At 60.9% G+C, this 26,271-nt stretch carries 15 protein-coding genes and 1 pseudogene; 6 read left to right on the top strand and 10 right to left on the bottom strand.

Annotated elements, in window-relative coordinates:
- Positions 1-57: 57 nt before the first annotated feature.
- From PGW49_RS03870 to PGW49_RS03840, 7 genes are all read right to left on the bottom strand, one after another.
- Positions 58-2,031, bottom strand: coding sequence for an NAD(+) synthetase (locus tag PGW49_RS03870; RefSeq protein ID WP_270225597.1), 1,974 nt, complete (start codon positions 2,029-2,031; stop codon positions 58-60).
- 117 nt (positions 2,032-2,148) lie between these two features.
- A complete protein-coding gene (locus PGW49_RS03865; RefSeq protein WP_161156252.1) occupies positions 2,149-2,511 on the bottom strand; it encodes a desulfoferrodoxin family protein in 363 nt (120 codons plus the stop codon).
- Between the two features lie 164 nt (positions 2,512-2,675).
- Positions 2,676-6,149, bottom strand: a complete 3,474-nt coding sequence (locus PGW49_RS03860; RefSeq protein WP_270225596.1) for a DEAD/DEAH box helicase — start codon at positions 6,147-6,149, stop codon at positions 2,676-2,678.
- Positions 6,150-6,187: 38 nt separating this feature from the next.
- On the bottom strand, positions 6,188-9,991 hold the full coding sequence (gene dnaE / locus PGW49_RS03855) for a DNA polymerase III subunit alpha (RefSeq protein ID WP_118079527.1): 3,804 nt from the start codon (positions 9,989-9,991) through the stop codon (positions 6,188-6,190).
- 177 nt (positions 9,992-10,168) lie between these two features.
- The gene (locus PGW49_RS03850; protein WP_270225595.1) at positions 10,169-13,801 is read right to left on the bottom strand and encodes a UvrD-helicase domain-containing protein; all 3,633 of its coding nucleotides are present in this window, start codon (positions 13,799-13,801) and stop codon (positions 10,169-10,171) included.
- Between the two features lie 3 nt (positions 13,802-13,804).
- Positions 13,805-16,951 carry a PD-(D/E)XK nuclease family protein gene (locus PGW49_RS03845; RefSeq protein ID WP_270225594.1) on the bottom strand — a complete coding sequence of 1,049 codons (3,147 nt, stop codon included), beginning with the start codon at positions 16,949-16,951 and terminating at the stop codon, positions 13,805-13,807.
- 220 nt (positions 16,952-17,171) lie between these two features.
- The gene (locus PGW49_RS03840; protein WP_022094855.1) at positions 17,172-17,471 is read right to left on the bottom strand and encodes a YerC/YecD family TrpR-related protein; all 300 of its coding nucleotides are present in this window, start codon (positions 17,469-17,471) and stop codon (positions 17,172-17,174) included.
- Between the two features lie 323 nt (positions 17,472-17,794).
- Between PGW49_RS03840 and PGW49_RS03835 the strand changes: the two genes are divergently transcribed.
- Positions 17,795-18,160, top strand: coding sequence for a phage holin family protein (locus tag PGW49_RS03835; protein ID WP_270225593.1), 366 nt, complete (start codon positions 17,795-17,797; stop codon positions 18,158-18,160).
- Positions 18,161-18,297: 137 nt separating this feature from the next.
- Here PGW49_RS03835 and PGW49_RS03830 read toward each other — a convergent pair whose 3' ends face one another.
- Positions 18,298-18,726, bottom strand: coding sequence for an RrF2 family transcriptional regulator (locus PGW49_RS03830; RefSeq protein ID WP_022094857.1), 429 nt, complete (start codon positions 18,724-18,726; stop codon positions 18,298-18,300).
- Positions 18,727-18,977: 251 nt separating this feature from the next.
- Here PGW49_RS03830 and cysK point away from each other — a divergent pair, with 251 nt between their 5' ends.
- Both cysK and mnmA read left to right on the top strand, forming a co-directional pair.
- Positions 18,978-19,916, top strand: a complete 939-nt coding sequence (cysK, locus tag PGW49_RS03825; protein ID WP_270225591.1) for a cysteine synthase A — start codon at positions 18,978-18,980, stop codon at positions 19,914-19,916.
- A 178-nt stretch (positions 19,917-20,094) separates the two neighbouring features.
- Positions 20,095-21,198 (top strand): annotated as a pseudogene (gene mnmA / locus PGW49_RS03820) (tRNA 2-thiouridine(34) synthase MnmA); the annotation flags it as partial.
- Positions 21,199-21,334: 136 nt separating this feature from the next.
- Here the strand turns inward: mnmA and PGW49_RS03815 are convergent.
- Both PGW49_RS03815 and fucO read right to left on the bottom strand, forming a co-directional pair.
- On the bottom strand, positions 21,335-22,354 hold the full coding sequence (locus tag PGW49_RS03815) for a M42 family metallopeptidase (protein WP_270225645.1): 1,020 nt from the start codon (positions 22,352-22,354) through the stop codon (positions 21,335-21,337).
- A gap of 266 nt (positions 22,355-22,620) precedes the next feature.
- Positions 22,621-23,787: a lactaldehyde reductase gene (gene fucO / locus PGW49_RS03810; RefSeq protein ID WP_117759609.1), complete on the bottom strand. Its 1,167-nt coding sequence runs from the start codon at positions 23,785-23,787 to the stop codon at positions 22,621-22,623.
- 302 nt (positions 23,788-24,089) lie between these two features.
- Here fucO and PGW49_RS10460 point away from each other — a divergent pair, with 302 nt between their 5' ends.
- From PGW49_RS10460 to PGW49_RS03800, 3 genes are all read left to right on the top strand, one after another.
- Positions 24,090-24,845, top strand: a complete 756-nt coding sequence (locus PGW49_RS10460) for a radical SAM protein (RefSeq protein WP_416242465.1) — start codon at positions 24,090-24,092, stop codon at positions 24,843-24,845.
- Between the two features lie 183 nt (positions 24,846-25,028).
- Positions 25,029-25,535, top strand: a complete 507-nt coding sequence (locus PGW49_RS03805; protein ID WP_270225589.1) for an SPASM domain-containing protein — start codon at positions 25,029-25,031, stop codon at positions 25,533-25,535.
- A gap of 5 nt (positions 25,536-25,540) precedes the next feature.
- A complete protein-coding gene (locus tag PGW49_RS03800) occupies positions 25,541-26,254 on the top strand; it encodes a hypothetical protein (protein WP_270225588.1) in 714 nt (237 codons plus the stop codon).
- Positions 26,255-26,271: the final 17 nt, after the last annotated feature.

Here is a 26,271-nt window from a genome sequence, read left to right as displayed (position 1 = left end):
TCTGGCGGGCGCGCAGCGTCGACTCGTTACGCGGTTTGGTAAAACCGCGTAACCTTTTTAGTTCTGCGAGAAGAATGGGAACTGTCGGGGGTCTACCGGCGGATGCGGCATCGGACCACCCTGCGGTCCGCCCTGGCCGCCCATCATTTTTTCGATGGCGTCCTGGACCTCGCCCTCAAACCGCTTCATGCCCTCATGCAGACGACGCTGACCGTCCTCGGAGCGCAGCTCTTCCATCTGCTCGGGCGAAATACCCAACAGCTCGCCTAATAAGCCCATCATCTCGCCGCGCATACGGTCACTCGTATCGTCGTCGGCAAAGCGTCGCACCTCAGCGCGTGCCAGCGAATCAACCGTCATGCGCTCCTTGCCGTTGAGCCCCAGATCGGACCACGCAAGCATGTACGGCCAAGCGCGCTCGGCAAACGAACGGGCCGAGACGATCGGCACCGTCGGCAGCATGTGACGAGCAGCCTCACCTTGGCGCACGAGTATCAACAGCAGCGAGCAGGCCTCGGGCTTGCCGGCGGCCATCGGGATGTCGTCGAAAGGTCGATTGCGGTCCACGTGCGACTCGAGCGCACCATCGACCTCGCCCGGCTCAAGCCCGCCCAGCAGCTGCGCCGCGCGATCGAGCATATCAACCGGGCCGGCGAGCGTCGAGAGCGCCTGCGCCAGCACGCGATCCATGCAATCCTCCACCGCGTTGAGTGTCACGAGCTCTTGGGGCACCACGGCCGAGGCACGGTTGCGCACGCGTGCAACAAACTCGAGCGTCGACAGATACACGTCACCAAAGGGCGCAAAGTCGCCCTGATAGCCGCCGGACAGCGCGGGCGCCGCCAGTGCGTACTCAGTCTTGGAAAGCGGGCTCAACGCCATGGCGCCCAGCTCGAGCGCCGTATCCTCGAGCATCAGGCCCAGCGCACGCGAACGCAGGCGTTCGGCATCGCCCGCCGACACGTCGCGGTCGAGCACGCGCGCCGCATCCGGCGCATCGCGCTCGACGGTGCGAATGTGCAGGCGCTCGGCGATTGAGCGAACAGCGGAACAGCGGGCAGCCTCGGACTCCTCCTGCGCCGGCGTAAAGATGCGGTTGCGCCCCAGCACCAGGCCAATCACATTACGCGGGCCCAGAGCGTCGACGGCAAGCGCCGCCAACAGGGACGACGGCAAATCGCCCTCGAGCGCCACCACGGCACGCGACGCACCGCGGGCGCGGGCATTGTCGCGCACGGCAAGCACCAGCGCCTGCCACAGCCACTCCTCGGAGCGAAACTGGGGCAGCTCATGGTCCTCCAGGGCATCGAGCATCACGCCGCGCTGAATCTCCTGAACCAGCAGGCTCTCCTCAAAGCACGGCGCCTGGGCCACCACGCGACCGCAATCGTCGAGCACAAACGACCCGCCGGTATACACCGACTCGTCATAGGCGCCGACCGGAGCCACGCAGGCAAACCATACGCTGCGCTTGGAGGCGATCTTGCGGTAAGCACCGCTGCGCACGGCGGCGACGGCGGCGGTCTCGCGATCGGTCATGTCAAACGCATTAAACTGGAAATAGGCAATGAGGTCGACACCGGTCGGCAGCATCTCGAGCTCGCGATCCAGGTCAAACACCACGGCGATGCGCACGCCGTCCACGTCAAACACCGGCGGTGCCCAACGTGTGTCGTTGTTCTCACCGCGCTGCAGGGCAATACTTGCGCGCGCAGGCACCACGCGACCATCCTTAAGCATCATATAGTCAAGCAGGGGCTGGCCCTCAAACGAAACCGCAGCGGGCACGATGCAGATCATATCGAGCTCTTGGATGCGCTCGGCAACGCCCGTCAGGCCCGTCAGCATATCGTGCTCAAAATCGGCAGCGCCCACCAGGCTGCCCGGCATGGCACCCATAAAGAGCGGAGCCGGAACGCACAGCACGCGCGCGCCGCGCTCATGAGCCAGGCGAGCCTGGTCCTCGATGCGGCCGCAAATGCCCTCGATGTCACCCAGGCGCATATCGATCTGTGCAAGTGCGAGCTTCATGGCCCAGCCCTTTCCGTCGTAAATCGTCGTTGTCGTAGTAAAAGCGCCGGCCGCATAATGCAGCCGGCGCTCGCATGTGCATATGCTAGCTATGATACCCCGAGCGGGGGCGCGCTCCTAGAACGTCGCGGACCACAGCCCATGCAGGTTGCAGTAGGCATAGACGGTACCGGTCTTGGAGCCGCCAGCGAAAAACGTCGTGGGCTTCATGCCGGGCTCGAGGTAATGGACCTCCAGGCGCCCCTCGGCCTCAAGCGCGATCCACTCGATGTAGTGCTCGGGCAGCATGGGGTGCTCCGTCGAGCCCACGCGTGCGCGAATGACGTGGCCGTCGCGCTCGATCTCGACAACAGGCACGTGCTTCTCGTGCGCCGCGTCCTCGGTGTTCGCCGTCAGCTCCGTGCAGCCGGCAGGGGTCGCAACGCCGTCGCCAAGGGCGGCAACGAGCTTGCCATCGGAGTCCTTAAAGAATTTCGCCATGATGTTCTCCTTTGCTGATGTGCCAATGTACTTGACGCTTCTTATGCCCAAAGAGCGCCGAACCATCCATGGCATTGCAAATGAACACATAACGGGGAGGCAAGCGGTCGGGCCAGGACGAACCGGTGACCCGGCCCGACCCGGCAGCCCCATCCCGCGCGCAGCTAGCGACCGTCGCCGCCGAGCAGCGCCAGAACATCCTCGCGCGTGAACAGCGCCGATGAGATGCCGTCGCCGCCGAGCACGCTGTTGACCAGATCGCGTTTGGACTCCTGCATCTGCATGATGCGCTCCTCGATCGTGTCCTTGGCAATGAGCTTGTACACGGTCACGGTGTGCTGCTGGCCAATGCGGTGGGCGCGGTCGGTCGCCTGGTCCTGCGCCGCCACGTTCCACCACGGGTCGTAGTGGATGACCACGTCGGCAGCCGTCAAATTAAGGCCCACGCCGCCCGCCTTGAGCGAAATCAAGAACACCGGCACCTCGCCCGCCTGGAACTGCGCAACCATCTTGGCGCGACTCTCCTTAGACGATGCACCCGTAAGCTTAAGAAAGGCGATATCCTCCTTGACCAGGCGCTTGCCAATGATATCGAGCATGCCCGTAAACTGGCTGAACAGCAAGATGCGGCGACCGCCGTCAAGCGCGCCGTGAACGAGCTCCATGCACGTATCGAGCTTGGCGCTTCCCGCCTTGTAGTCCGCATAGTGCAGATGCGGGTCGCAGCAGATCTGACGCAGCTTGGTGAGCTCGGCAAGTACCTTGAGCTTGTCTTTCTTAAACTCCCCGGCCTCGCGGTGCTGCACTTGCTGGGCAATGCGGTCCTGGTTGGCCAGGTAGAGCTTGCGCTGCTCGCCGGTAAGCTGCGCCATCACCGTATCCTCGATCTTCTCGGGCAGATCGGCCACCACCTCTTCCTTGACGCGACGCAGCACAAACGGCGATACGAGCGCCTGCAGACGAGCGGCACTATCGCCCTCAGCATGCTCGACGGGACTTTCAAAGCGCTTGGCAAATGAGTCGCGCGTGCCCAGAAGGCCCGGCATCAAAAAGTCGAAGATGCTCCAGAGCTCGGACAGGCGGTTTTCGATGGGCGTGCCCGTCAGGGCAAAGCGCACGCCGGCCGGCAGGCGCTTGGCGGCGCGCGCCACCTGGGTGAGCGGGTTTTTAATGTACTGGGCCTCGTCGAGCACCACGCGGGTAAAGTCCTGCTCGATGTATTCGTCGATGTCGCGGCGCATGAGGTCATACGACGTCACGACCACGTTGTGCTCGGCTGCGCCGGCAATTTGCACGCGACGCTGGGCTTTGGCGCCCACGATGGCGCACACATCAAGCGAGGGGGCAAAGCGCTCCAACTCGGCAGCCCAGTTGTACACGAGCGACGCGGGGCATACCACGAGCGTGGGCTTGGTATCCCCCGCCTCCACGCGCGCCAGGATATGTGCGATCATCTGCAGCGTTTTGCCCAAGCCCATATCGTCGGCCAAGATGCCGCCGAGGCCCAAGTGCTCAAGCGAGCCGAGCCACTGATAGCCGTCGACCTGGTAGCCACGCAGCGTAGCCTTGAGCGAGGCGGGCACCGTAAAGTCCATCTTGCCGAGCGTGTCCAGACGCTCGACGGTGCGGCGGAACGCGGCGTCGCGATCGGCCTCGAGCGCCGGCGTGCGCGCGAGCATGCTGTCGACAAAAAGGGTGCTCGAGGCGGGAAGCGACACGCCGTCGAGCAGGTCGACGGCATCGACGCCCAGGTCCTCGGCAAGACCAAACGCGGCACGAGCGCCCTCGTCCAGGCGAACGATGCCGCCGGACGTAAGGCGCGCAAACGTCTGGTGGCGCTTATACGAATCGAGATAGATGGCAAGGTCAGCCGCTGAAAGCCCGCTCGCACCCAGCTCGACGTCGAGCAAGTTGCTCTTGACGGTCGCACGCACCGAAAGCTTGGGCGCAGGACGGACCGAGATCTGGCGCAGGCGATCGCTGAGCATGATCTCGCCCAGTTCGGACAGGGCAGACAGGCCCTCGGTCAGCAAGTGGAACAGGCGGGCGTCATCGCGCTCCTCAAATGCCAGGCCGCCCTCGTAGAAATCGAAGTACAGGGCAGCCGTGTCCATAACGCGAAACTCCGCCACCGTATCGCGGGGCGGAACGCCGGGGCGTTGTTCTTCGAAGGGACTGCCCGGAGCACCAAGACTAAAGAGATCTGCCGACCAATCGCCGTAGGTCACCGTAATCTTGCAGGTCACAAGACCATCGTCGACGCCGATCGCCATGGCAAAGCTCGGCTCGGGCGCCACGGCGTCGAGCGCGGCGGGAGCGGTCAGGTCGGTGTAGTCGCGCAAGATAGGCAGCGCCATGCGGCAGAACTCGCCCACCTGGTCGGCGGCGATATGGACCGGCGTGCGGCAGGGCAACAAGTGCGATAGGAACGGTGCCGCATGCTGGGCAAACGCCGTGTCGCTACGGCGTGCGCGGCGCGTATCGACCAGATAGGCTGCGTCACCAGCGACAAAGCAATACGTATCGGCCGGCAGACGCAAGTCGTAGCTGCCTCCCGCCGCCGGTGCAATCTTGGCGGCAAGGAGCGGCGGGCGCTTGGCCGGGACTTCGCCCTCCCCCTGCGGCGACGGCTCGACCGCCACCTCGTAGGCGCGATGCGTCGTCGTCCCCCGCGACCAAGCAGGCTCAAAGGACAGGGTCCTGCCACGCAGCAGGTCCAGCACGGACACGACGGAATACTCGGATACCGGCAACTGACGCTCGGCGACAAAGCCGCTGCGGGCAAAGTCGTACGATGCCGAGCGCGAGCTCGTAATATCACCTAGGTAGGCGACCGTCATTGCAACAAAGTCAAGCAGCTTTGTCGACACGTCATCGAATGCCTCGGGCACATGGACAAACGTAAGCTTCTTGCCATAGGAGAACGTACCGCCGCGCACATAGGCATCGGCCATGCCGTCGATATCCTTAACCACGTAGGACACCGAACCGCAGCGAATGCGAAACTCGAGTGCCCAGTTAAAACGATCGGCAAACAGCGGATTGTAGTACGGCACCAGCGAGGGCTCCAGCACTGCCTTGGGCGCATCGGGGTCAATGGTGCTGGCGAACTTGCGACGCATAGCCACGAGCTCGTCCATGCGCGCGTCCGAAAGATCGGAAAGCGCCGCCACAAGGCTCGGGCTCGTGGGGACGGGTGCCGGGAAGGGAAAATTGGGGTTGACCGCAGATGCGGTGGGCGCGGGGTGTGTGGGCTGCTTTGACTGTGCGGGCGGTGCCGTAAACGTGCGGACCGGCGTACGCAAGCCCTCGACGGGCTCGGCGCCACTGGCATCCAGATACGCCAGCGCCGTGGCGATAGCGTGCTTGCACATGCCGGAATAGCGGAAGGCGGCGGGGCAATCGCAGTCGTAGTCGACAACCTCGTGCTCGTCCATGTCGAGCGCCACGTGCGTCTTGTACAGGTCGCCGCGCGAGCCGCGCACCGTGCCCTCAATAGTCACATTTTTGGAGAAGCGCGAGCCGGAGTCCTCAAACGACAGCACGGCGCCGTTGAGCATGAGCGAGCGCCCCTTCATAAAGGTACTGCTGAGCGCCGCCTCCTTACGAAGCGCCTGCGCAAACGTCCCCTGCTCCATCACTTCCTCCAATCTCGCGCGGACCAGCAACGCCGTCCCTAGATCACCGTCACGCGGCCTTGGTTGCCGACGATGGCCTTTGCCTCTGCCAACAGCGGAATCGAGCGTGCGTTGACCTTGGCCGGCACCTCGGCACGCAGCACACGCCCGTCCACCTGCTCGATAAAGATCTCCACGCGGTCGCCGCCCGGGTTGGCGGTAAGCACCGTGGCAAGACGCGCCATATTGCCCTGGCTAAAGCGGCTGTTGGGCACCATGACCTCAAACACCTTGGGCTTGTTGTTCTCCTCGTTGAGCTCCAGCGGCACGATCTCCTGCGCGATGATCTGGTCGCCGCGGTCCGAGCGCTCGAGCTTGCCCTTAATGCGCACAAACGCATCGGACAGCTGCGCGCCGGTCTCGGGATCGACCTCGCCGTACAGGTACCCCTCGGCCTCCTTGTAGGTCTTGGGGAACACCACGACCGTGGCCTCGCCTTCCATGTCCTCGAGCTGCACGATGCCCATGGGGTCGCCGTTTTTGGTCACGCGCTTGGACACGCTCGAGACCATGCCGGCCCACCACAGCGCCTTGCCCTCGGGAATCTCCTGGTTGATGGTACCGCCCGTGGGGTTTTGCACCTCGTAGCCGGTATCGATCTGCGAGAACGAGAAGTCGCGTGCCTTGGCTAGCGCATACTCAAACGGGCGCAGCGGGTGGTCCGAGACATAGATGCCCAGAACCTCCTTCTCCTGGCTCAGTTTAAGGTGGCGGTCCCACTCCTGGCCATCCGGATCGGGCACGCTCACCTCAAAGCCCGAGCCCTCAACGTCGCCAAACATATCGAAGAACGACGTCTGACCGCTCGCACGATCCTTCTGGCGCTTCACAGCGGCATCGATGATGTTCTCGGGGTTGTTCTTATCCACAAAGTGCATCATCTGGCGACGCGGATACCCCGTGGAGTCGAAGGCGCCTGCCTTGATGAGCGATTCGATCACACGGCGGTTGGCCTGGCTCGAGTCCACGCGCTCGACAAAGTCGTGCAGCGTCTTAAACGGACCACCCGCCTCGCGCTCGGCGATAATCGCCTGCGCCACGCCGGTGCCCACGCCGCGGATGCCGGCCAGACCAAAGCGCACGCCCTCCTTGGTAGCCGTGAACTCGGTACCGGACTCGTTGACATCTGGCGACAGCACGGGGATGCCGTCGTGACGGCACGCCGAGACGTAGTGAACGATCTTGTCGGTCTTGCCCGTATAGGACGTCAGAACGGCCGCCATGTACTCGTGCGGATAGTGCGCCTTGAGCCACGCTGTCTGCATAACCAGGATGGCGTAGCCGGCGGAGTGCGACTTGTTAAAGGCGTAGGACGCGAACTCGAGAACATCGTCCCAAATCTTCTGGGCGACCTCGCGCGTGTAGTTGTTCTTGATAGCGCCGTTCATCCAGTGGTCGTAGGTGGTCTCGTCCGAGCCATCCTCCCAGTGGAGCACCGTTGACGTGAGCAGTTTGATCTTCTTTTTAGCCACGGGCTTACGGATACGCGAGTCCGATTCGCCCTTGGAGAAGCCGCACATCTCGACGGAGATGAGCATAACCTGCTCCTGGTAGACCATGGTGCCGTAGGTTTCGCCCAGGATGTCGTCCAGGCGGTCGTCGTAGGAGACCGCCGGCTCCTTACCATTCATACGGTTGATGTAGGACGAGACCATGCCGGCGCCCAACGGGCCCGGGCGGTACAGGGCGATCAATGCTACGACGTGTTTGTACTCGGTGGGCTTCATGTTCTTGATCGTGGCCGTCATGCCGGCGGACTCGACCTGGAAGACGCCGGCGGTGTGGCCGGAGCCCATGAGCTTAAAGATCTCGGGATCGTCAAAGGGGATCTCTTCCTCTTTGATGTCGATGCCGAAGTTCTTTTTGATGTTGGCCTTGGCCTTGGAGATAACCGTCAGCGTACGCAGGCCCAGGAAGTCCATCTTGAGCAGGCCCATGTCGGCAACGGTATGGCCCTCGTACTGGGTAATCTCGACGCCGCCCTTGGTATCGAGCTTGGTGGGCACGTGCTCGTTGACGGGGTCGCGGCAAATCAGAACGGCGCACGCGTGCACGCCCTCGCCACGGGTAAGGCCCTCGATCGAGAGCGCCGTGTCGATGATGCGGCGGGCGTCGTCGTCCTTTTTATAGGCCTCGGCAAAGTCGGGGTTAAACAGATCCTCTTTGCCGGGTTGTTTTTCGAGTACCTGCTTGAGCTTGACCTTGGGGTCGCTCGAGACCATCTTGGACAGGCGCTGGCCCATGTAGACCGGGTAGTCCAGAACGCGCGCGGCATCGTTGATGGCCTGCTTGGCCTTGATGGTCGAGTAGGTGATGACGTGGGTGACCTTCTCGGGGCCGTAGAGCTGGCGAACGTGCTCCACGACCTCGAGGCGCCGCTCATCGTCGAAGTCCATATCGATATCGGGCATCTCGGTACGCTGCGGGGACAGGAACCTCTCGAACATCAGACCGTTCTCGAGCGGGTCGAACGCGGTGATGTTCATGGCGTAGGCGACGATAGCGCCGGCGGCCGAGCCACGGCCGGGGCCGACGCCGATGCCGTTGTCCTTGGCCCATTGCACGTACTCGGCAACGATGAGGAAGTAGGCGGCAAAGCCCTTGTCGCAGATGACCTTGTATTCGTACTCAAAGCGCTCTTTGATGTTGACGCCACCGATTTCGCGTGTGGCCCAGTCATCGCCATAGTGTTGGCGCAGGCCCTTCTCGCACTCGCGGCGGAACTGGCTCTCGTGCGTCTCGCCGGGGTCGAGCAGCGGGAAGCGCGGCAGGATGATGGAATCCCAGTCCAGCTCCACGTAGCACTTGTCGGCGATCTCGAGCGTGTTGTCGCAGGCCTCGGGGCAATACGGGAACATCGCCCGCATCTCCTCCTCGGTCTTCATGTAAAACTCCGAGCCGGTCATGCGCATGCGGTTGGGGTCGTCGACCTTGGCGTTCATGCCGATGCACATGATGACGTCCTGTACGGGCGCGTCCTCGCGGCGCAGGTAGTGGAAGTCGTTGGTGGCGATGACCTTGACACCCACCTGTTTGGCAATGTCGATGAGAGTGCGGTCCATCTGCTCGTCGGTCAGGCCGTTGTCGGTGGTAATACCGTGTTCCTGGATCTCGATGTAAAAGTCGCCAGGGTCGAAGGTGTCGCGGAAGGTCTCGGCCCACTTGATGGCGCCCTCCATGTCACCGCGGTCGATGTATTTGGGAATGATGCCCGCGATGCAGGCGCTCGTGCAGATCATGCCCTTGGCATGGCGACGCAGGTTGTCGAGCGTCACGCGCGGCTTGTAGTAAAAGCCCTGCACAGCGGCCTCGGAGACCGTCTGCATCAGGTTGACGTAGCCCTCCTGGTCCTTGGCCAGAAGAATCATGTGGTAGAGCTCGGGCTTATGGTCGCGGGCGAGCGTCTCGTCCGGCGTAAAGTAGACCTCGCAGCCAAAGATGGGTTTGATGACCAGGGGCGGCTTGAGCTCGTCGATGTTGCCCTTCTCGTCCCACATGGCCATGTCCTTCACATACTGGGCATGCTCGCGCGGGCTTTCCTCGGGATCGGGCTCCACCAGCTCGTCGCGGCGGTCCTTTTCCAAGAAGGCCTTGTCGTGACTCCAGGTTTTGTACTCGGGCGTGTTGTGGTTAACGGCGTCGCAGGCCAGCGCCAGGTCGGGCACGCCATACATGTAGCCGTGGTCGGTAATGGCGACGGCGGGCATGCCCAGCTCAACGGCACGGTTGACCATATCCTGGATACGGGTTGCGCCGTCGAGCATGGAGAAAACAGTGTGATTGTGCAGATGGACGAATGCCATGTAATGAGCTCCGATGCGGGTTCGTGATCTTAGGGTTACGATTCTACCGCACAGCGCGGACGGCACCCGAACCTAGCCCAAACCCACACGGCTCCTATTGAGTTGCGGTGAAATGCGGACTGTTTGGCGGCTTTTTTGACCAAAACAGTCCGTATTCCACCGCAAGTTATCTGAGGACTAGAGGTTGTAGGTGACCACTTGAGGTTCGGCGGGATTGACGAAGATGGTTGGATTCGCCCGCTCCACGCGAACGAACTTGACGGTCACGACCTCAAAGCCCGCCTTGTGCAGAACGTCGGCGTAAACGCGCGCCTGCAAGGCGTGTTTCTCGAGCAGCTGCTCCGGCGTCTCATCCGGCGTGCCGCCCGTCTTGTAGTCGATGACCAGTGCGCGCGACGGATCCGCCGGGTCGGTTGCCAAGGCATCGATGGCGCCCTCGGCATAGGCGCCGTAGCGGGCGATATCCTCGTCCTCGCAGCCCAGCGAGAAGAACGGCACCTCGGCACGGATGCACGGCCACGCGAGCAGCTCGGCACGAACCGACGACTTGAGCCAGCGATCCAGAGCGACATCGAAGCGCTCGCGCTGTTCCGGCGTCAGGCGCCACAAGCGAGCCAGGGCGTCGGCACGCTCAACGGGCAGCGCATCGGCACCCATCTCGATGAGCCACTGGCAAGCGGCGTGGAAGGCCGAGCCCAGCGCCATGGGGTTGCCGGCGGGCTCGACAGCAGCCACGTCCGCATCGGCCATCTCCGAGCCATCCGACTCCGCATCATCGCCGGACTCGTCCATGGGAACAAGCGCCTCGGCGGCACGGTCCTCGGACTCGGCATGCAGCGCCACGGCAATTGACGAGTAGCTATACGAGTCACGCACCGGGAACGGACAGATGCCCATGCGCACGCCCACTGCCTGGGGATACACGAGCTCAAACGCATCGGGCTCGGGGTCGGCAGGGCCGGGAACAGCGGCGCGGGCATCTGCACCGGCGCCCTCCGGCTCCGCATCGCCGCGGACAAGCCTGCCCTCGGCATCCAGTGAAGCGTTGGCCTCAAACGCCTGCTCGCCAAAGGTAAAGTTCGCCAGCGTGATGAGCTCGTAGTCGCCCGGCTGGGAGTTGTCGAACACCAGGCGGTCGGCATCGAGCTGCGGCATGTCCAGAGCGTCGGTCGGCAAAATACGGCGCAGCACGTCGTAGGTCAGATCGGTCTCGACGTCGAAGGTCGGCGCCGTCACCTTGCCACGGCTCACGCCGGCATCCATCGCCAAGATCACCAGCTCGCGCGCACGCGTCATGGCGACATAGAGCAAACGAGCCCGCTCTTCGAGCGAAAGCTGAAGGTCGTCGTTGCGCAAGCGAGCAAATGCCTCGGCGGGAGAACCCGTCGCACAGACGTCCTCCATGAGCTCCGGCGGCAACCACAGCGACGTGCCCTTGCCCTTAAACGCATGCTCAAACTGCTTTTTAACGTCGTCGCCCTTCACAAAGGTTCCGTCGGCGAGCTTAACGCCGTCGAAGCGTGCCGGCAGTGCCACGACCTGCGCTCCGCCCTCGACGCGACCCATCTGTGCCGCACCGGACGATTTGCGCACGCCAAAACACTCGGCAACCGCCACGACCGGATACTCCAGGCCCTTGGACGCATGCACGGTCATGATGCGCACCGCGCCGTCGCCCTCCTCGTTGAGGGCGCCCGGGGCCTCCTTGCCCGCCAAGAAGCGGTCGAAGGCGAGCGCGATGGAGCGCGGAGAATTGCCGAGCTCGGCCTCTGCTTCGGCCACGGCGTCGAGCGCCTTGAGCACGTTGGCGGCAATGGCCTTGCCCTCGGGGCCGCGCTGCGCCAGACGCACGAACCAGCCGGAGGCATTGACCACATCGCGCGCGATGGCGGCGAACGAATCGCGTCCCACGCGACGAAGCGCGTAGCGCAGCACCTCGCGGGCACGCGTCACGAGCGGCAGGCTCTGCAAACCCGGCACATCGGAATCGCTCATGATGCCCACATCGATATTGCGGCGCGACGTCTCGCCCGTCTGCTCGTCGAGCTTGGTCGCCAGCGCCAGGAACTCCTGGGCGCCGAGTGCAAACATCGGCGAGGCCAGCAACGGCATAAGGCCTTGGGCCGTATCAGCCGGATTGGCGAGCGCGCAGACCAGGGCACGCACCGTCTGCACCTCGGCCGCCTGGGCAAAGACCGAGCCGCCTGCGATGACGCAGTCGAGTCCTTGGTCGCGGAAGGCCTGCGCGTAGACGTCGGCATTGGTCATGCGACCCAGCAGCAGCACCATGCCGCCCTGGGGCTGGCCGGCATCGGCAAGCGCATGGAATCGCTCGGCGATCGCACGGGCCTTGGCCTGCGTGCGCTCCTGCATACTGCCGCCGGCAACGAACAGCGCCTGGCGGCGCGAAGCCTTTGCCTTGAGCTTGTCCTTGCGTTTGTCGCTCGGTTCAAGATCCAAGAACCCCTGCATCAAACCACCGGTGTCGCCGTCAAAGACGCGCGCCACATAGCGCAGCACCTCGTCGTGGCTGCGGAAGTTGCGCACGAGTTTGACGAGCTCGCCGGCGGGAGCATCGGACGTGGTGACCGTCTCGGACGCCGTCGTCGAACCCACCTTGCGCTCCTGGCGGCGAAACACCTCGACCTCGGCACCACGGAAGCGATAGATCGACTGCTGCGCATCGCCCACCGTGCACAGCGCGCGCTCGCCCGCACCCGTCAAATAGCGAATCAGATCGACCTGCATCTGGTCGGTATCTTGGAACTCGTCGATCATGACCATCTTAAAGCGGCCCTCATAGGCAGCTCGAATAGCCGGGTAGTCGCGCAGCGCCTCGTACGCCATGCGCAGCAGGTCATTGTTATCGAGCGCGGACTGGTCGGCCTTGAGCGCACGGTACTCCGCCTCTACGGCACGGGCAAGCCCCACCAGCGCATCGAGCGCCGGGCCGCCGCAGGCAAGCACGATATTGATAAACGCATCAGCCGCCTCGGCCTTGAGTAGCTCCACCTGCTCCTTAGGAAACGCCTTGCTCGCGCGCGGCATGCTGCACGACATCATGAGTCGCGCCGCATCCTCCATGGTTTTGCCGCTCGCCTCAAACGCGTCGATGGCGTCGAGTGCCGCCTGCGCTTTCTCGGTCGTGGCCTTGCTTGCGCCCAGCGCCGCACGATAGGCATCGGCAAGCGCCGAGGTGTCGGCCTGGCCGCGCGCCACGCACACATCGTCCATGCCGCCCGGCAGCTGGCTCGATAGCTCCAACAGGTCGCGCACCAGGCCTTTGATGGTGGTACCGGCGCCAAACGGCCCGCCCTCGCCCGCCATGGGATACCAAGCGTAGAGGGCCTTAAGCGAGGCGGCAAGCTCGGGCGCGGCATCGGGCGCCGTCGCGCGCCCCAGCACATGCTCGACAGCCTGATCCATAAGCTCATCGGTATCGGTGAGCACCGTGAACTCAGGATCGATGCCCAGCTCCAGCGCGTGCGCGCGCAGGATACGCGAGCACATGCCGTGGATGGTCGAGATCCAAGCGTCGTCGACCGTCAGGGCCTCCTCGTCCATGCCCTCTTCGATAAGCGCACAGCGCACGCGGTCGCGAATCTCGGCCGCGGCGTCTTTGGTAAAGGTAATGGCGAGCACCTGGTCCAGATGCTCGACAAACGGACCGGATTCGGGCGAGAGCGCATAGACGATGCGGCGCGTGAGGGTAAAGGTCTTGCCCGAGCCGGCACCCGCCGAGACAAACAGCGGGCGGTCGAGCGTTTTGACGACTTGCAGCTGTTGCGGCATCAAGGTCGAAAGATCCATGGTCTACACGTCCCTCCTTACAAACGTTCCTTCGTGGTTATACGAGCAGCGCGCATGCGCGGCCTGAGCCGACGTTGGGTCGACAGCGGCAACGTTGCCCGCCTCGAGCTCGCGCAGGCGCTCGGCAATGCCGGTCTCCACGCGGTCGAGCAGCGCATCGAAGTCCATGTTGCCGCCCTCGCCCGGAAAGCCCTTCTTGAGGCCCGGAATGCGGCCGTCGCCGCGCTCTTCCTCGAGCAACTCGGCACTTGCGGCACCACGCAGTGCGGGCTTGCCGCCCTTGGTCGAAAAATAGAGCGCCGCGCGGGTATCTAGGCCCAGTGCCCGACGCATGGCCTGCGCGTAGATGAGTGTCTGGGTATGGGGCGGCAGCCAGCGCGGATCGTCGATGGGCGCCGTGCCCGATTCCTCGTCGCGCACCGTAGGGTCGGCGAGCTTAAACTCCTCAACGCCCGTGCGATGCTTGTAGTCGATTACCACGGCACGATTCTCGGCGTCCACGTCCACACGGTCGATGCGCCCGCCGAGCGGCCAACCGGCATACTCGACCTGGAGCTCGTTGAACGCAAACTCCAGGTAGCGCGGAGCAAAGAGGGTGAGCGCCTCGGACTCGTAGGCAAGCACGCCCTCCAGTTGGGGCAAAATCTCGGCCACCTGACGCTCCTCCACCGGGGAGAGCGGCACCAGCGGGCCCTCCGTGCCTCGCTTGCCGGCGTGCTCGGCCAACGTCTCGTCAAAGACCTCGTGCAGCAGCTTCTGTGCACGCGGCAGGTTCTCGGGCGTCACGCGCTCCATGCCCTCCTGCGGAAGACGTGCATGCAAGTGCTCCAGCACGTCATGGACAAAGTTGCCCTTCTCCATGTTGCCAAAGCCTGCATCGATGGACTGAGGTTTGACGCGATACGAGACGAACCAGCACAGCGGGCAGGTGGAATAGGCCTCGATCTGCGAGGCGGACGTCAGGCGCGGCACGAGCGGCGCGTCCTCGCCCTCGCCATCGCGACGACGCAGGACCAAATACGGCACGGCCTCGGCACTCAGATGCTGAGGGGCTTCACAGGTCACGCGCTCGCGCTTGAGACCTTCGCCTGCCGCGGGATCGAAGTCCTTTACGATATCACCCTCACCCACGCACTTCGCCTTGTCGGCGCCAGCGGCTTTAGCGTCACCAGCGGTCTTAGCGTCGTCAGCGATCTTAGCGCCGTCAGCCTCGGCATGCGCCCGCAACTCGGTCCACACGGCAGCCGGATAGCACTCGCGCGCCTGGCGATCGTGGGTCACACGGGCGAGCGTAACCGGGCCGCGTGACGCCTGCATCGCGTGGCCAAAGCGCGCGCGCAGCAAGGCCGCGGGCTCAAGCGTCACGCCCTCGCGACCAAGGCTCGCCGTCAGCGTGGCCAGCGGCCCCTCCTCGTGCGAGAGCGGATAGCTGTCCAGATCGACATCGGCAAACAGCACGGCATCGTAGCTGCCGGGGCGCAGAGCTGCCGCATCGGCAAGCGAAGCAAAACGAACCTGAGCACGTGGCGCACGGTCAACCTCGTAGGTCTCGTAATCGTAGGCGGTGCTACGCTTGTCCACCTTGGTGCGAATGCCATCGAGCACGGGCACGGTCGCGGCCTGCGACACGTCGAGCGCGCGGGCGCCATTCATAAGGATGTCGATGGCGTGGCGCAGCAGGGCTACCTCCGCCTGGCGACGGGCCTGGCCATCCAAGCTGCCCAGCGAGCGATCGGGCAACGCCTCGGCAACGGCAAGCATGGCCTTGAGCGCCGTCACGGGCTTGTCACGCCACAGAGCCTGGAACACGTCCGAGACCACACACGGTACGTTCTTAAACCAGTTATCGTCGCTCGCCGCCTTGCGCGCGCCCCTCACCTGGCCTTGGACACTCTGCAGCAGGCTCTTAACGCCCGCGGTAGTCTTGCTGCGCGAGAGACGCATATTCTTATCGAAGGTACGGGCATTGACGGCATCAGCGCCCGAAAGCGGACTGTAGATCCAGTCGGTAAGCTCCGGCGCGGGCCACCACTCGGTCTTTGACGCCATGCCCTCATCGGCGGCCTTCATACGCTCGATCAGACCGGCAAGCGCCGCAAACTGCCTGCCCGCAATGGATTGGGAAAACGCCGTGAACTCAGCTGTCTCGGCGGCGATATGACGAGCCGCCAGACGAGAGGCGAGCTCACCGAACAGCTGGGGTGCCCGGGCAGAAACAACGAGCACGCGCACGGGGTCGGCGGGCGTTGCGGCGCCGTCGACCTCGGAACCCTGGCACGTTTTTACCAGATCATCAATTGCGTCCGCATAGACATGAGCACAGGCATGGGGCCCGGCGACCTCAATAAAGGCAGGCTGAGCGGCGGTCCCGCAAGCGGCATCAGACGCGCCGACACCCTCCCCCAGCGGCCCGACCTCAAACAGCACACCGCGGGCATCAAATGCCGTGGCAAGCTCCTCGCGCATCGCCGCCTGCTCGCGGGCAAGCAGCACGACGACCTCTCCCCCATTGTTCGCCACGGCAGACAGCAGCTCGAGCAGACCGTGCGTAAACGACGTGATACCGCGCACGCATACGGCGCGGGCGCACGCCGGCAGGCTATCGGCCAGGGCACCGGCCATAATGTCAGCCGCCTCGCAGGGCTCGACCATATCTCGACGGTCCAAACCGCCCGCGTAGGCACGCAAAAGCTCGAACACACGAGCCTCGGCATCGCTTTTTGGCTCAGGCTGGCAATTGTTGCCACGGCATCGCTCGGCCGTCGTCCCCGCCACACCCGGCAGCACATCGCGGGCCATGCGCGCAAGCATACGCACCGTGCCCTGGCTGCGCGAAAGCGGCTGCAGGTCGGCATCGTCGAGACGCGTGACCATGTCCGAGAACAGCATCTGGCGCTGCAGGTTGTCGACAAAACCTCGCCCGTCGCCCAAAAGCTCCCAAAGCGAGCGAAGCCACGATGTAGGCGTCTTGTAGTCGATACCCAGCGAAACGCCGGCTTCCGCCGCATCATGACGGCACAGGTCGAGCTCGGCAAACGTAGGTGCCAGCAACACGGCACGCCCGTGGCGGGCAATAAGGTCGGCAAGCAACGCCGACTCGGCATCGCTCAAATCCGTGCCGGCATTGGTGGTATAGATTCGAACAGGCATGGTCCTCCGCTCAAACTGTTCGCAATAATCAATGCATCCATCCTACCCGCCCAAGCGGACAGATTTGCCCCACGCCAACAGATTTGATCCCTTGGGGACGGAGGAAAACGGATCACCGAGGGGGTCTGTCTAACCCGGTGATCCGTTTTCCTCCGTCCCCAAGGGATCAAAAAAACCGCCCCCGGAGGAGCGGTTTTGCACAATTCGTTTTTGGCGCGGCCTACTCGCCATCCTCCAGTTTAATGAGGATCTTGCGGTAGCCACCGTACTCGCCGTTGAGCGCCTTGGACACACGGCTCACCGTGGTGGACGAAGCGCCGGTACGCGCCTGAACCTCAACATAGGGCTCGCCCTCGTCCAGGTAACGCGCGACCTGCAGACGCTGCGATAGATCACAAATCTCGCGCGGCGTGCAGATATCGGTCAAGAACGCTTGGATATCTTTCTCGTCGTCCAAAAGGCTAAATGCGTGGACCAGCTGCTTGACATCAGGCTTGTCAAACATGTTCTCGATATTCATCGATCACCGCCAAACCCGCCAAAAGGCATCGAAGTTGATACTGACATCGGACATCGTTCGCCCGTTCTATGCAATAGGGCAACGCCTGTGGCTTTTGCCCGTAGCAGTGTAGCACACCACCAAACTAAAGCGACAAGACTCTCTGCCAGCGGCGCGTTTTCTAGGACGAACGCCGTTTTGAAACCGAATACGCACGCAAGCTCCATGAATATCTGAGACAATGGGCGCCCAAACAGGGCCGTGCCCGCGCATCTATCCGAGTTGCAAAGGCATGTGCCTCTCACGCCTCTTTGCCACGTCTTGCGCAAGAAAGGATTCACACCATGCGCTTTATGCTTAACTGGCTCTTTACCTCAATCGCCATCGCGATCGCAACGTTTCTCGTCCCCGGCATTCAGCCCTTCGGCATGGCCGACGCCTGGGTGTGTTTTGCCTTCGTGGGACTGTTCCTCAACATCGTCGACTCGCTCGTCAAGCCGTTCCTGACGGTCATCTCGCTGCCGCTCACTATTATCACACTTGGTATTTTTCAGCTTGTGGTCAACAGCTTTATGCTCGAGCTGGCCAGCTACCTGTCGGTCAATCTGCTGGGCGCGGGTATCTCCATTGCCAGCTTTGGATCGGCCTTTATGGGCAGCATCCTGGTATCCATCATGCGCAGCATTCTCGACAGCATCGCCAGGAACTAAAGCGACCAGATACGGACCGCCACAACACGCCAAAACGAAGGCCGTCCATCGCAACGATGGGCGGCCATGTCATTTGTCAAGCCTCAGAGGGCAAGAAAATCTACCATTTCTGCCCCGTCCCCAAATGGCAGGTGGGGCTAGATGACGTAGTCGTAGCCATGGTTGGGAGCGACAAGTTGATCGAGCGTCACACCGTCGAGGTAGTCGTTGATGAGCTTGTCAAGGTTCTTCCACACGTCGAGCGTGGGGCACTCATCCGAACGCGAGCAGCCTTTGCAGTCGCCATCCAGGCAGGCGACCGGCGCCAGACTGCCCTCGGTCAGGCGCAAAATCTCGCCCACCGTGTACTGCTCGGGCGGGCGCGTGAGCACATAGCCGCCGCCCTTGCCGCGCATGCCCGAGAGCATGTTGGCGCGCACGAGCGTAGCCAAGATGTTCTCCAGATATTTCTCGGAAATCCCCTGTCGCGCCGCGATCTCTTTGAGCGGGATGCGACCGGCCGCCTGGTGCTCGGCCAGGTCGACCATAACGCGCAGGGCATATCTGCCCTTAGTAGAAACCAACATGTATAGTGCTGCCTTTCGGTCATTTAGTCCGTAGAAATTCTAGCCGAAAAATTGGTTTTGAAAATACCCGTTCCGGTCAAGATGGTTAATCAACTTGCAATAATCTCCTATTTCCTATTGCATTACTAGGCTTTACTGTCTACTATGCTTGCCAACAGCAAAACGAACAACCCATAAGGTTTATGGGTTTCGCTGCTACACACCGTAAAACCACACGGTATCCAGTCATTTGAACACTTTGGAGGTTCACCATGAGCAATGTTTACACGTCCATCGATCAGCTTATCGGCCACACTCCGCTTCTGGAGCTCACTCACTTTGAGGCCGATGAGGACCTCAAGGCCCGCGTGCTCGTCAAGCTGGAATACTTCAACCCCGCCGGATCCGTCAAAGACCGCGTCGCCAAGAACATGATCGACGAAGCCGAGAAGGCCGGCAAGCTCGTGCGCGGTGGCGACTATACCATCATCGAGCCCACGAGCGGCAACACCGGCGTCGGCATCGCCTCGGTGGCGGCTGCCCGCGGCTACAAGGTAATCATCACCATGCCCGAGACCATGTCCGTCGAGCGCCGCAAGCTTATGCAGGCATACGGCGCACAGCTCGTGCTCACCGACGGCTCCAAGGGCATGAAGGGCGCCATCGCCAAGGCCGAGGAACTGCAGAAGGAGACGCCAAACAGCATCATCGCCGGCCAGTTTGTGAACCCCGCCAACCCCGCCATCCACAAGGCCACGACCGGCCCCGAGATCTGGGATGACACCGACGGCAAGGTCGACATCTTCGTCGCCGGCGTTGGAACCGGCGGCACCGTGACCGGCGTGGGTGAGTTCCTTAAGGAGCAGAACCCCGAAATCAGGGTCGTCGCCGTCGAGCCCGCCACTTCCCCGGTGCTCTCCAAGGGCCAAGCCGGCCCGCACAAGATCCAGGGTATCGGCGCCGGTTTTGTGCCCGACGTCCTCGACACCCAGGTCTATGACGAGATCATCCCCGTCGAGAACGACGACGCCTTTGCGACCGGCCGCGCCGTGGGCCACAAGGAGGGCGTGCTCGTGGGCATTTCGTCCGGCGCCGCCGTGTGGGCCGCACTGCAGCTGGCCAAGCGCCCCGAGAACGAGGGCAAGACCATCGTGGCGCTGCTCGCCGACACCGGTGAGCGTTACCTGTCCACGGCGCTCTTCCAGGACTAGAGCTTCTCGTTCTTAGAACGAGTCCAGGGCACGCCAGTCTCCCCTCTCTTCTGGCAGCCTGAGTCCATCTCGTTAGGGTGTCCCACGAGACGTCCGAACTTGCTACAATGTCTGCGGCGCGGAACCAGCCTCCCGCGCCGCTTTTCTTTTTTGGCCACATGCCACCAAGGAGAACCTCCCCATGCACAACAAGCGCGTGCTCGTCGCCATGAGCGGCGGCGTCGATTCCAGCGTGACCGCGTACCTGCTCAAAAGCCAGGGCTACGAATGCGTCGGTGCCACCATGCGCCTCACCTGCCCCGCACCCGACCCCGCCACGGGCATGAGCAAAGTCGACCGCGACATCGCCGATGCAAAGGCCGTCGCCGAGCGTCTGGGGATACCCCACCATGTGCTCGACCTGCAGCAGACCTTCGACCACAGCGTTATCGAGCGCTTTGTGAACGCCTACCAGGAGGGGCTGACGCCCAATCCGTGCATTATCTGCAACCGCCATATTAAGTTTGGCGCGTTGCTCGATGCAGCGCTCGATATGGGCTGCGACTACATCGCCACAGGTCACTACGCCAAAACGAGCCAGGCGTCCGACGGCACCTGGCAGCTGTACCGTGGCGAGGACCCCAAGAAGGACCAAAGCTACTTTTTGTATTCGCTTACGCAGGAGCGCCTGGCACGCACAATCTTTCCGCTGGCAGGCCTGGACAAGGAGCACGACGTGCGCCGCATTGCCGCCGAGCAGGGCTTCATCAACGCCAAGAAGGCCGAAAGCGAGGATATCTGCTTTATTCCAGACGGCGACTACGCGGGCTATATCGAGCACCGCTGCGGACATGCCGCTGCACCGGGCGACATTGTGTGGCGCGACGGCAGCGTGGTCGGACGCCATAACGGCGCGTTGCGCTATACCATCGGCCAGCGCAAGGGCTTGGGCGTCGCGATGGCGCATCCCGTGTATGTGACGGGCGTCGACACCGTCAACAACACCGTGCATCTGGGCGAGGCCGAGGACCTGACGGCCACAGCGCTCACGGCCAACGACTGGATCTGGAGCGCCCCCGCCGACCGCATGGAAGCAGGGCTCGATGCCGGCGGCATTCGCGTGGGCGCCAAGCACCGCTACCGTCAGAAAGACCAGGCAGCGACCCTTACGCGCGGCGAAGACGGGCAAATGCTGCTGACTTTTGACGAGCCGCAGCGAGCCATCGCCCCCGGCCAAGCCGTTGTAGTCTACCGCGGCGACATCGTCCTCGGCGGCGGCACCGTGACTGCCGCCATCAAGTAGTCCCACCCCCTTCATAAGTTGCGGTGAAATAGGGACTGCTTATGCGTTTAAAACCGCCAAACAGTCCCTATTTCACCGCAACTTAGAGAGGACGGCCTCGGTCGGTACTGCCATATCAGCCGAGGCCGCTGCATCGTTAGCGCTGGACGTAGGCGCGGACGAGCTCAAAGGTGTTGCGCACGCCGTCCATGTGGCTGCGCTCGTAGTTGTGGCTCGCGTACACGCCGGGGCCGATCAGACCATGGCGAATGTCGTAGCCGGCCGAAAGCGTGGCCTCGACGTCCGAGCCGTAATGTGGGTACACGTCGATGGCATAATCGAGCTCAAGCTCGCGCGCGATATTGGACAGCGTGGTCACCAGATCGTAGTTGTAGGGACCACCCGAATCCTTGGCGCAAATCGACACCATGCGCTCGGTGCAGCCCAGGTCGTCGCCCACGCAGCCCATGTCAACGCTGATCATCTCGCGCGTGTCGGCCGGCACGAAAGCACCGCCGTGGCCGACCTCCTCGTACACGGTAAAGAGCAGCGACACCTTGCGCGAAAGGGTCACCTCGCCGTCGGCGACAGCGCAGGCCAAACCCAGCAGAATCGACGCGGACAGCTTGTCGTCAAGGAAGCGACTCTTGATGAAGCCGCTCTCCGTTACCGTGGTGCGCGGATCCATAGCGATGATGTCGCCGGTTTGAATACCCAGCTCGAGCACATCGTCCTTGCTGTCAACGTTCTCGTCGAGCAGGATTTCCATGTTCTTCTCGATGGTCTTGACCGGCTCATCGGCCACATGCGCCGAAGGCTCGGTATTGAGAACCACGCCCGTGTACACATTGCCGTCACGCGTGTAGACGGTGCAGTTCTCGCCATCGGCCGTAGACCACTGGTGCCCACCAAGCGTCGTGGGACGCAGGCGGCCATTGTCCTTAATGGAGCGCACCATGGCGCCCAGGGTATCGACATGGCTCGCCAGTACGAGCGGCTCACCCTCACCACCAAGCTCAACGAGCACATTGCCCTTGTTAGAACGCTCGGGCCCAAAGCCCATATCGCGCAACGTTTCCATCAGATAATCAGTCGCCGCACGGGTATAGCCCGTAGGCGAAGCAATCGAGGTAAGCGCCTTCAACTGGTCAGTAATATAGGAGAGCGTAGAATCCATCTTGGACACCAAAGTCACCCTTTCGTATCGAATTAAACCCACAGCAACAATACCACCGCGAACCATCTTTTTACCTAGCGAGATGACCCATCGAGCTCTTCAGAACTGCGCCCGCCACGATAACGAGCCGTCGGGCCCCTGCCCGTTTGCCCCACAATCTTTCCGCAGGACGGAGGAAGCCCCCGCCGCACGAAGTGCGCAGCGGGGGCTTCCGACATGTCCGAGGACGATTGTGGGGCTAACGGGCAGGGGCCCGCCGAACCAAGTTAGGCAGCCGGGCAGATCTTCTTGAAGAGCTCGATGACGTCGTCGAGCGTCGCCTCGCGCGGGTTACCCGGGAAGCAGGCGTCGGCCATGGCGTCCTTGGCCAGGACCTCGATCTCGTCAGCCTTCATGGCCTCGCAGACGTGCGGGATGTTCACGTCGGCAGAGAGCTGCTTGACGGCGGCGATGGCGGCATCGGCGGCCTCGTCGGTGCTCATGCCCGTGGTGTCAACGCCCATGGCAACGGCGACCTTGGCCAGGCGCTCGGTGCAAACCGGCTTGTTGAACTCCATAGCAATCGGCAGCAGCATGGCGCAGGCGACGCCGTGCGGGGTGTCGTAGTGAGCGGACAGGGTGTGAGCCATGGCGTGATCGATGCCCAGGCCAACATTGGAGAAGCCCATGCCAGCGACATACTGACCAAGAGCCATGCCCTCGCGGCCGGAGCCGGGCTGGCCGGACTTGGCCTCGGCAACGGAGTCGCGCAGGTTCTCGCTGATCAGCTTGATAGCCTCAAAGTGGAACATGTCGGAAAGCTCCCAGGCGCCCTTGGTGGTGTAACCCTCGATGGCGTGGGTCAGAGCGTCCATACCTGTGGAAGCGGTCAGGCCGGCGGGCATGGAAGCCATCATGTCGGGGTCGACGACGGCGACCTCGGGGGCGTCGTTGGTGTCGACGCACACGAACTTGCGGACCTTCTCGGGGTCGGTGATGACGTAGTTGATGGTCACCTCGGCAGCGGTACCGGCGGTCGTCGGCACGGCGATGGTGAACACGGCGTGGTTCTTGGTGGGAGCAACGCCCTCGAGGCTGCGGACATCAGCGAACTCGGGGTTGTTGATGATGATGCCGATGGCCTTAGCGGTGTCCATGGAGGAGCCGCCACCGATGGTCACGATAGCGTCAGCCTCGGCGGCCTTGAAGGCCTCGACGCCGTCCTTGACGTTCTGGATAGTGGGGTTGGGCTTGATCTCGGAGTAGAGGCTCCAAGCGATGCCGGCGGCGTCGAGCTCGTCGGTCACCTTAGCGGTAACGCCGAACTTGACCAGATCGGGGTCGGAGCAGACGAAGATCTTCTTGTAGCCGCGACGCTGGAGCTCGCCGGGAATCTCCTTGATGGCGCCGGAACCATGATAAGAAATGGTGTTGAGAACGAAACGATTAGCCATTGATAGGCTCCCATCGTGTGCGGGGCACCCATACGCCCCACGCTATGAGTCCCATCCTAACGCTTTTGAAACGAAAAACACGTGAGAACGTCAAAATTGTTAAAGCGTTTCAACAGAATAACGGAGCCCTAGTCCTTCCCTCTCGACAGCAGCGAAGGCTAGATTATAGGAGCAATCGCCCAAAGAATACGACCGACTCAGTCTATAAATTGTTTCTGTTTTAGCAATATATGTTTGACAATACGTTTATAAATGGTTACCTTATAGTGAACATCTTAGTTCACTAAAATAACATTAGTGAAATGAAAGAGGCGGTAGAGATGTTAGCTCTACCCATAAAGACCCTCTTGGGCCACTACATTTATGATGCCAATCGAAATGAGATACTTGCAGTAAGCAAAGATCTCTTCAATTACATCTCAGAAGTCCAAGCAGGCGAAGTTTGCCCCGACTCCTATAAATCAGACCAAGAATTCCAGTTACTACAATCATGTGGCTACTGCTGCGATTCGCCATTGCAGGATGTCGCTTATCCATCAATTGACCTTTTGAAAGTTAAGCTGGAAAGAAATTTACGGATGATAACCCTTCAGCTGACTCAATCTTGCAACTTCCGGTGTGATTACTGTATCTATTCCGAAAACTCCTTATACAACAGAACCCACAGTCATAACTCTATGTCTGTTTCGACGGCCAAACATGCAATCGAATTCTTTAAGATGCACTCGATTGACAACCCAAACCCGGTCGTAGCATTTTATGGAGGAGAACCTCTCCTTCGATTTAGTGAAATTAAGCAAATTACTCAATATGCAGAACAGGTATTTGAAGGAAAACACATCTCATTTCGAATTACAACCAATTGCTCTCTTTTATCTGAAGATATGGTTAAATTCTTCTTCGATTCTGGACATGAATTCTATTTGCTAATCAGTCTTGACGGGCCGCAGCAAATCCATGATAAGTCTAGGCATTACGCTAATGGTGAGTCCTCATACCAAGCAGTTATAGACAATGTTCATATGATCTTAGACAACCATCCTGAACGCAACAAATAAATTCATTTTAATGCCGTAGTCGACACGAACAACATCTATAAAACAGTCTCTTCCTTTATAAATGATAAGGATATCGAGGCTTGCGATGTTCAGTTCAACTACTTGGAACGCAACGGACGTATCGCCCCCTACAATGACAAGTTCTCAAGTCAACTGAATTACGCCTTATTTAAAGCAAGAATTATGGACGAGCGAAAGATCGAAAAAGGAAACCGCAGCGATAGGCTCGCTTCATATACGCTTGCAAGCATCAACCAAAACATTAAGCGATTTGCACCTTCGAACATCCCAACAAAAGCTATACCCGGTGGTCCATGCGAGCCAGGAGTTACGCGTCTATTTGTGACAACAGCAGGAGCGCTTCTTCCTTGCGAAAGGGTCAGCGAAACAACCAAGGACATGTATATCGGTACATTGGATTCAGGATTTGATTTAGGTCAAATTGAAAAGATGATCAATGTTTCAAAGCTGACCAGCGATTCATGTAAAAAATGTTGGGCATTTCAGCTGTGCACTCAATGCATTAAAAGCGCAGATTGCAAAGGAGTAATTAGCCCTGATTACAAGCGAACAGCATGCGACAACTCAAAACGAATTGCCTTTGATCGACTTAATCAGAAAATACTTCGCTTTGAGCTTCATAGACACGAAGTGTCCATTACAACGGCTCTTAAAAGGAACAAGCGATAAAAATCATGAAGACAATTGGACTTATATCTTTCACGAGAGATGACTATCCTCTTCTAATTGGATTGCTAGGAATTGGCTACAATATTCGGGTATCAACACCATGCGGCATTCTACCGGACGGCGTAGATGTTGCCAGCCTTGTTAATTGCAAAGAAATTGGCATAAGAAATCGAATTAACTATGTAACGACAATCGATGAATCAGACCTGGTTGTCGTTTTATCGACGAAAGAAAGCGCCACAGGACTCATAGAATTTAGTAAACACGCTGAAACCTATGCACATTCTGTAAATAAGAAGGTTGTCAGTCAACTCGCCACTGAACAAATTGAGTCTAGCAAAAGCGACATGCAGGAATTAGCCCTGATACCAAAAATTGTTGTCGGGAATCTATATACACCCGCCGATTCAACAATTACGTTTAGTAGCATCGTCAGCGAGATGAGAAAGCACCATCCCAATCTATGCGCTTTGAGCTTCAATCCTTTAAATGAAATCTGGGGCTGCAACACCCTTAGTTTTGATGGTGGCCAATCCGCCGTCATCAAAATGAATGAGCAGATCAACCTCATCATTGAGAATGATAAATCCGACCTAGCTCTATTAGAAACGCCCAATGTGCTTATGAAATACGACGACCACATTTTCGGAGATTACGGATTAGGATCGATTGCTGCATGTGATCGCGTCGAAAATGTTGGTGTAAGGGTGACGCCCTAGCGTCCGTTTAACGAAAA

Origin of the sequence: Collinsella aerofaciens, assembly GCF_027679495.1 — a bacterium.
GTDB lineage: Bacteria > Actinomycetota > Coriobacteriia > Coriobacteriales > Coriobacteriaceae > Collinsella > Collinsella aerofaciens_AK.
Note: the sequence above shows the minus strand (reverse complement) of the source record. Positions and strands in the feature narration are given on the sequence as shown.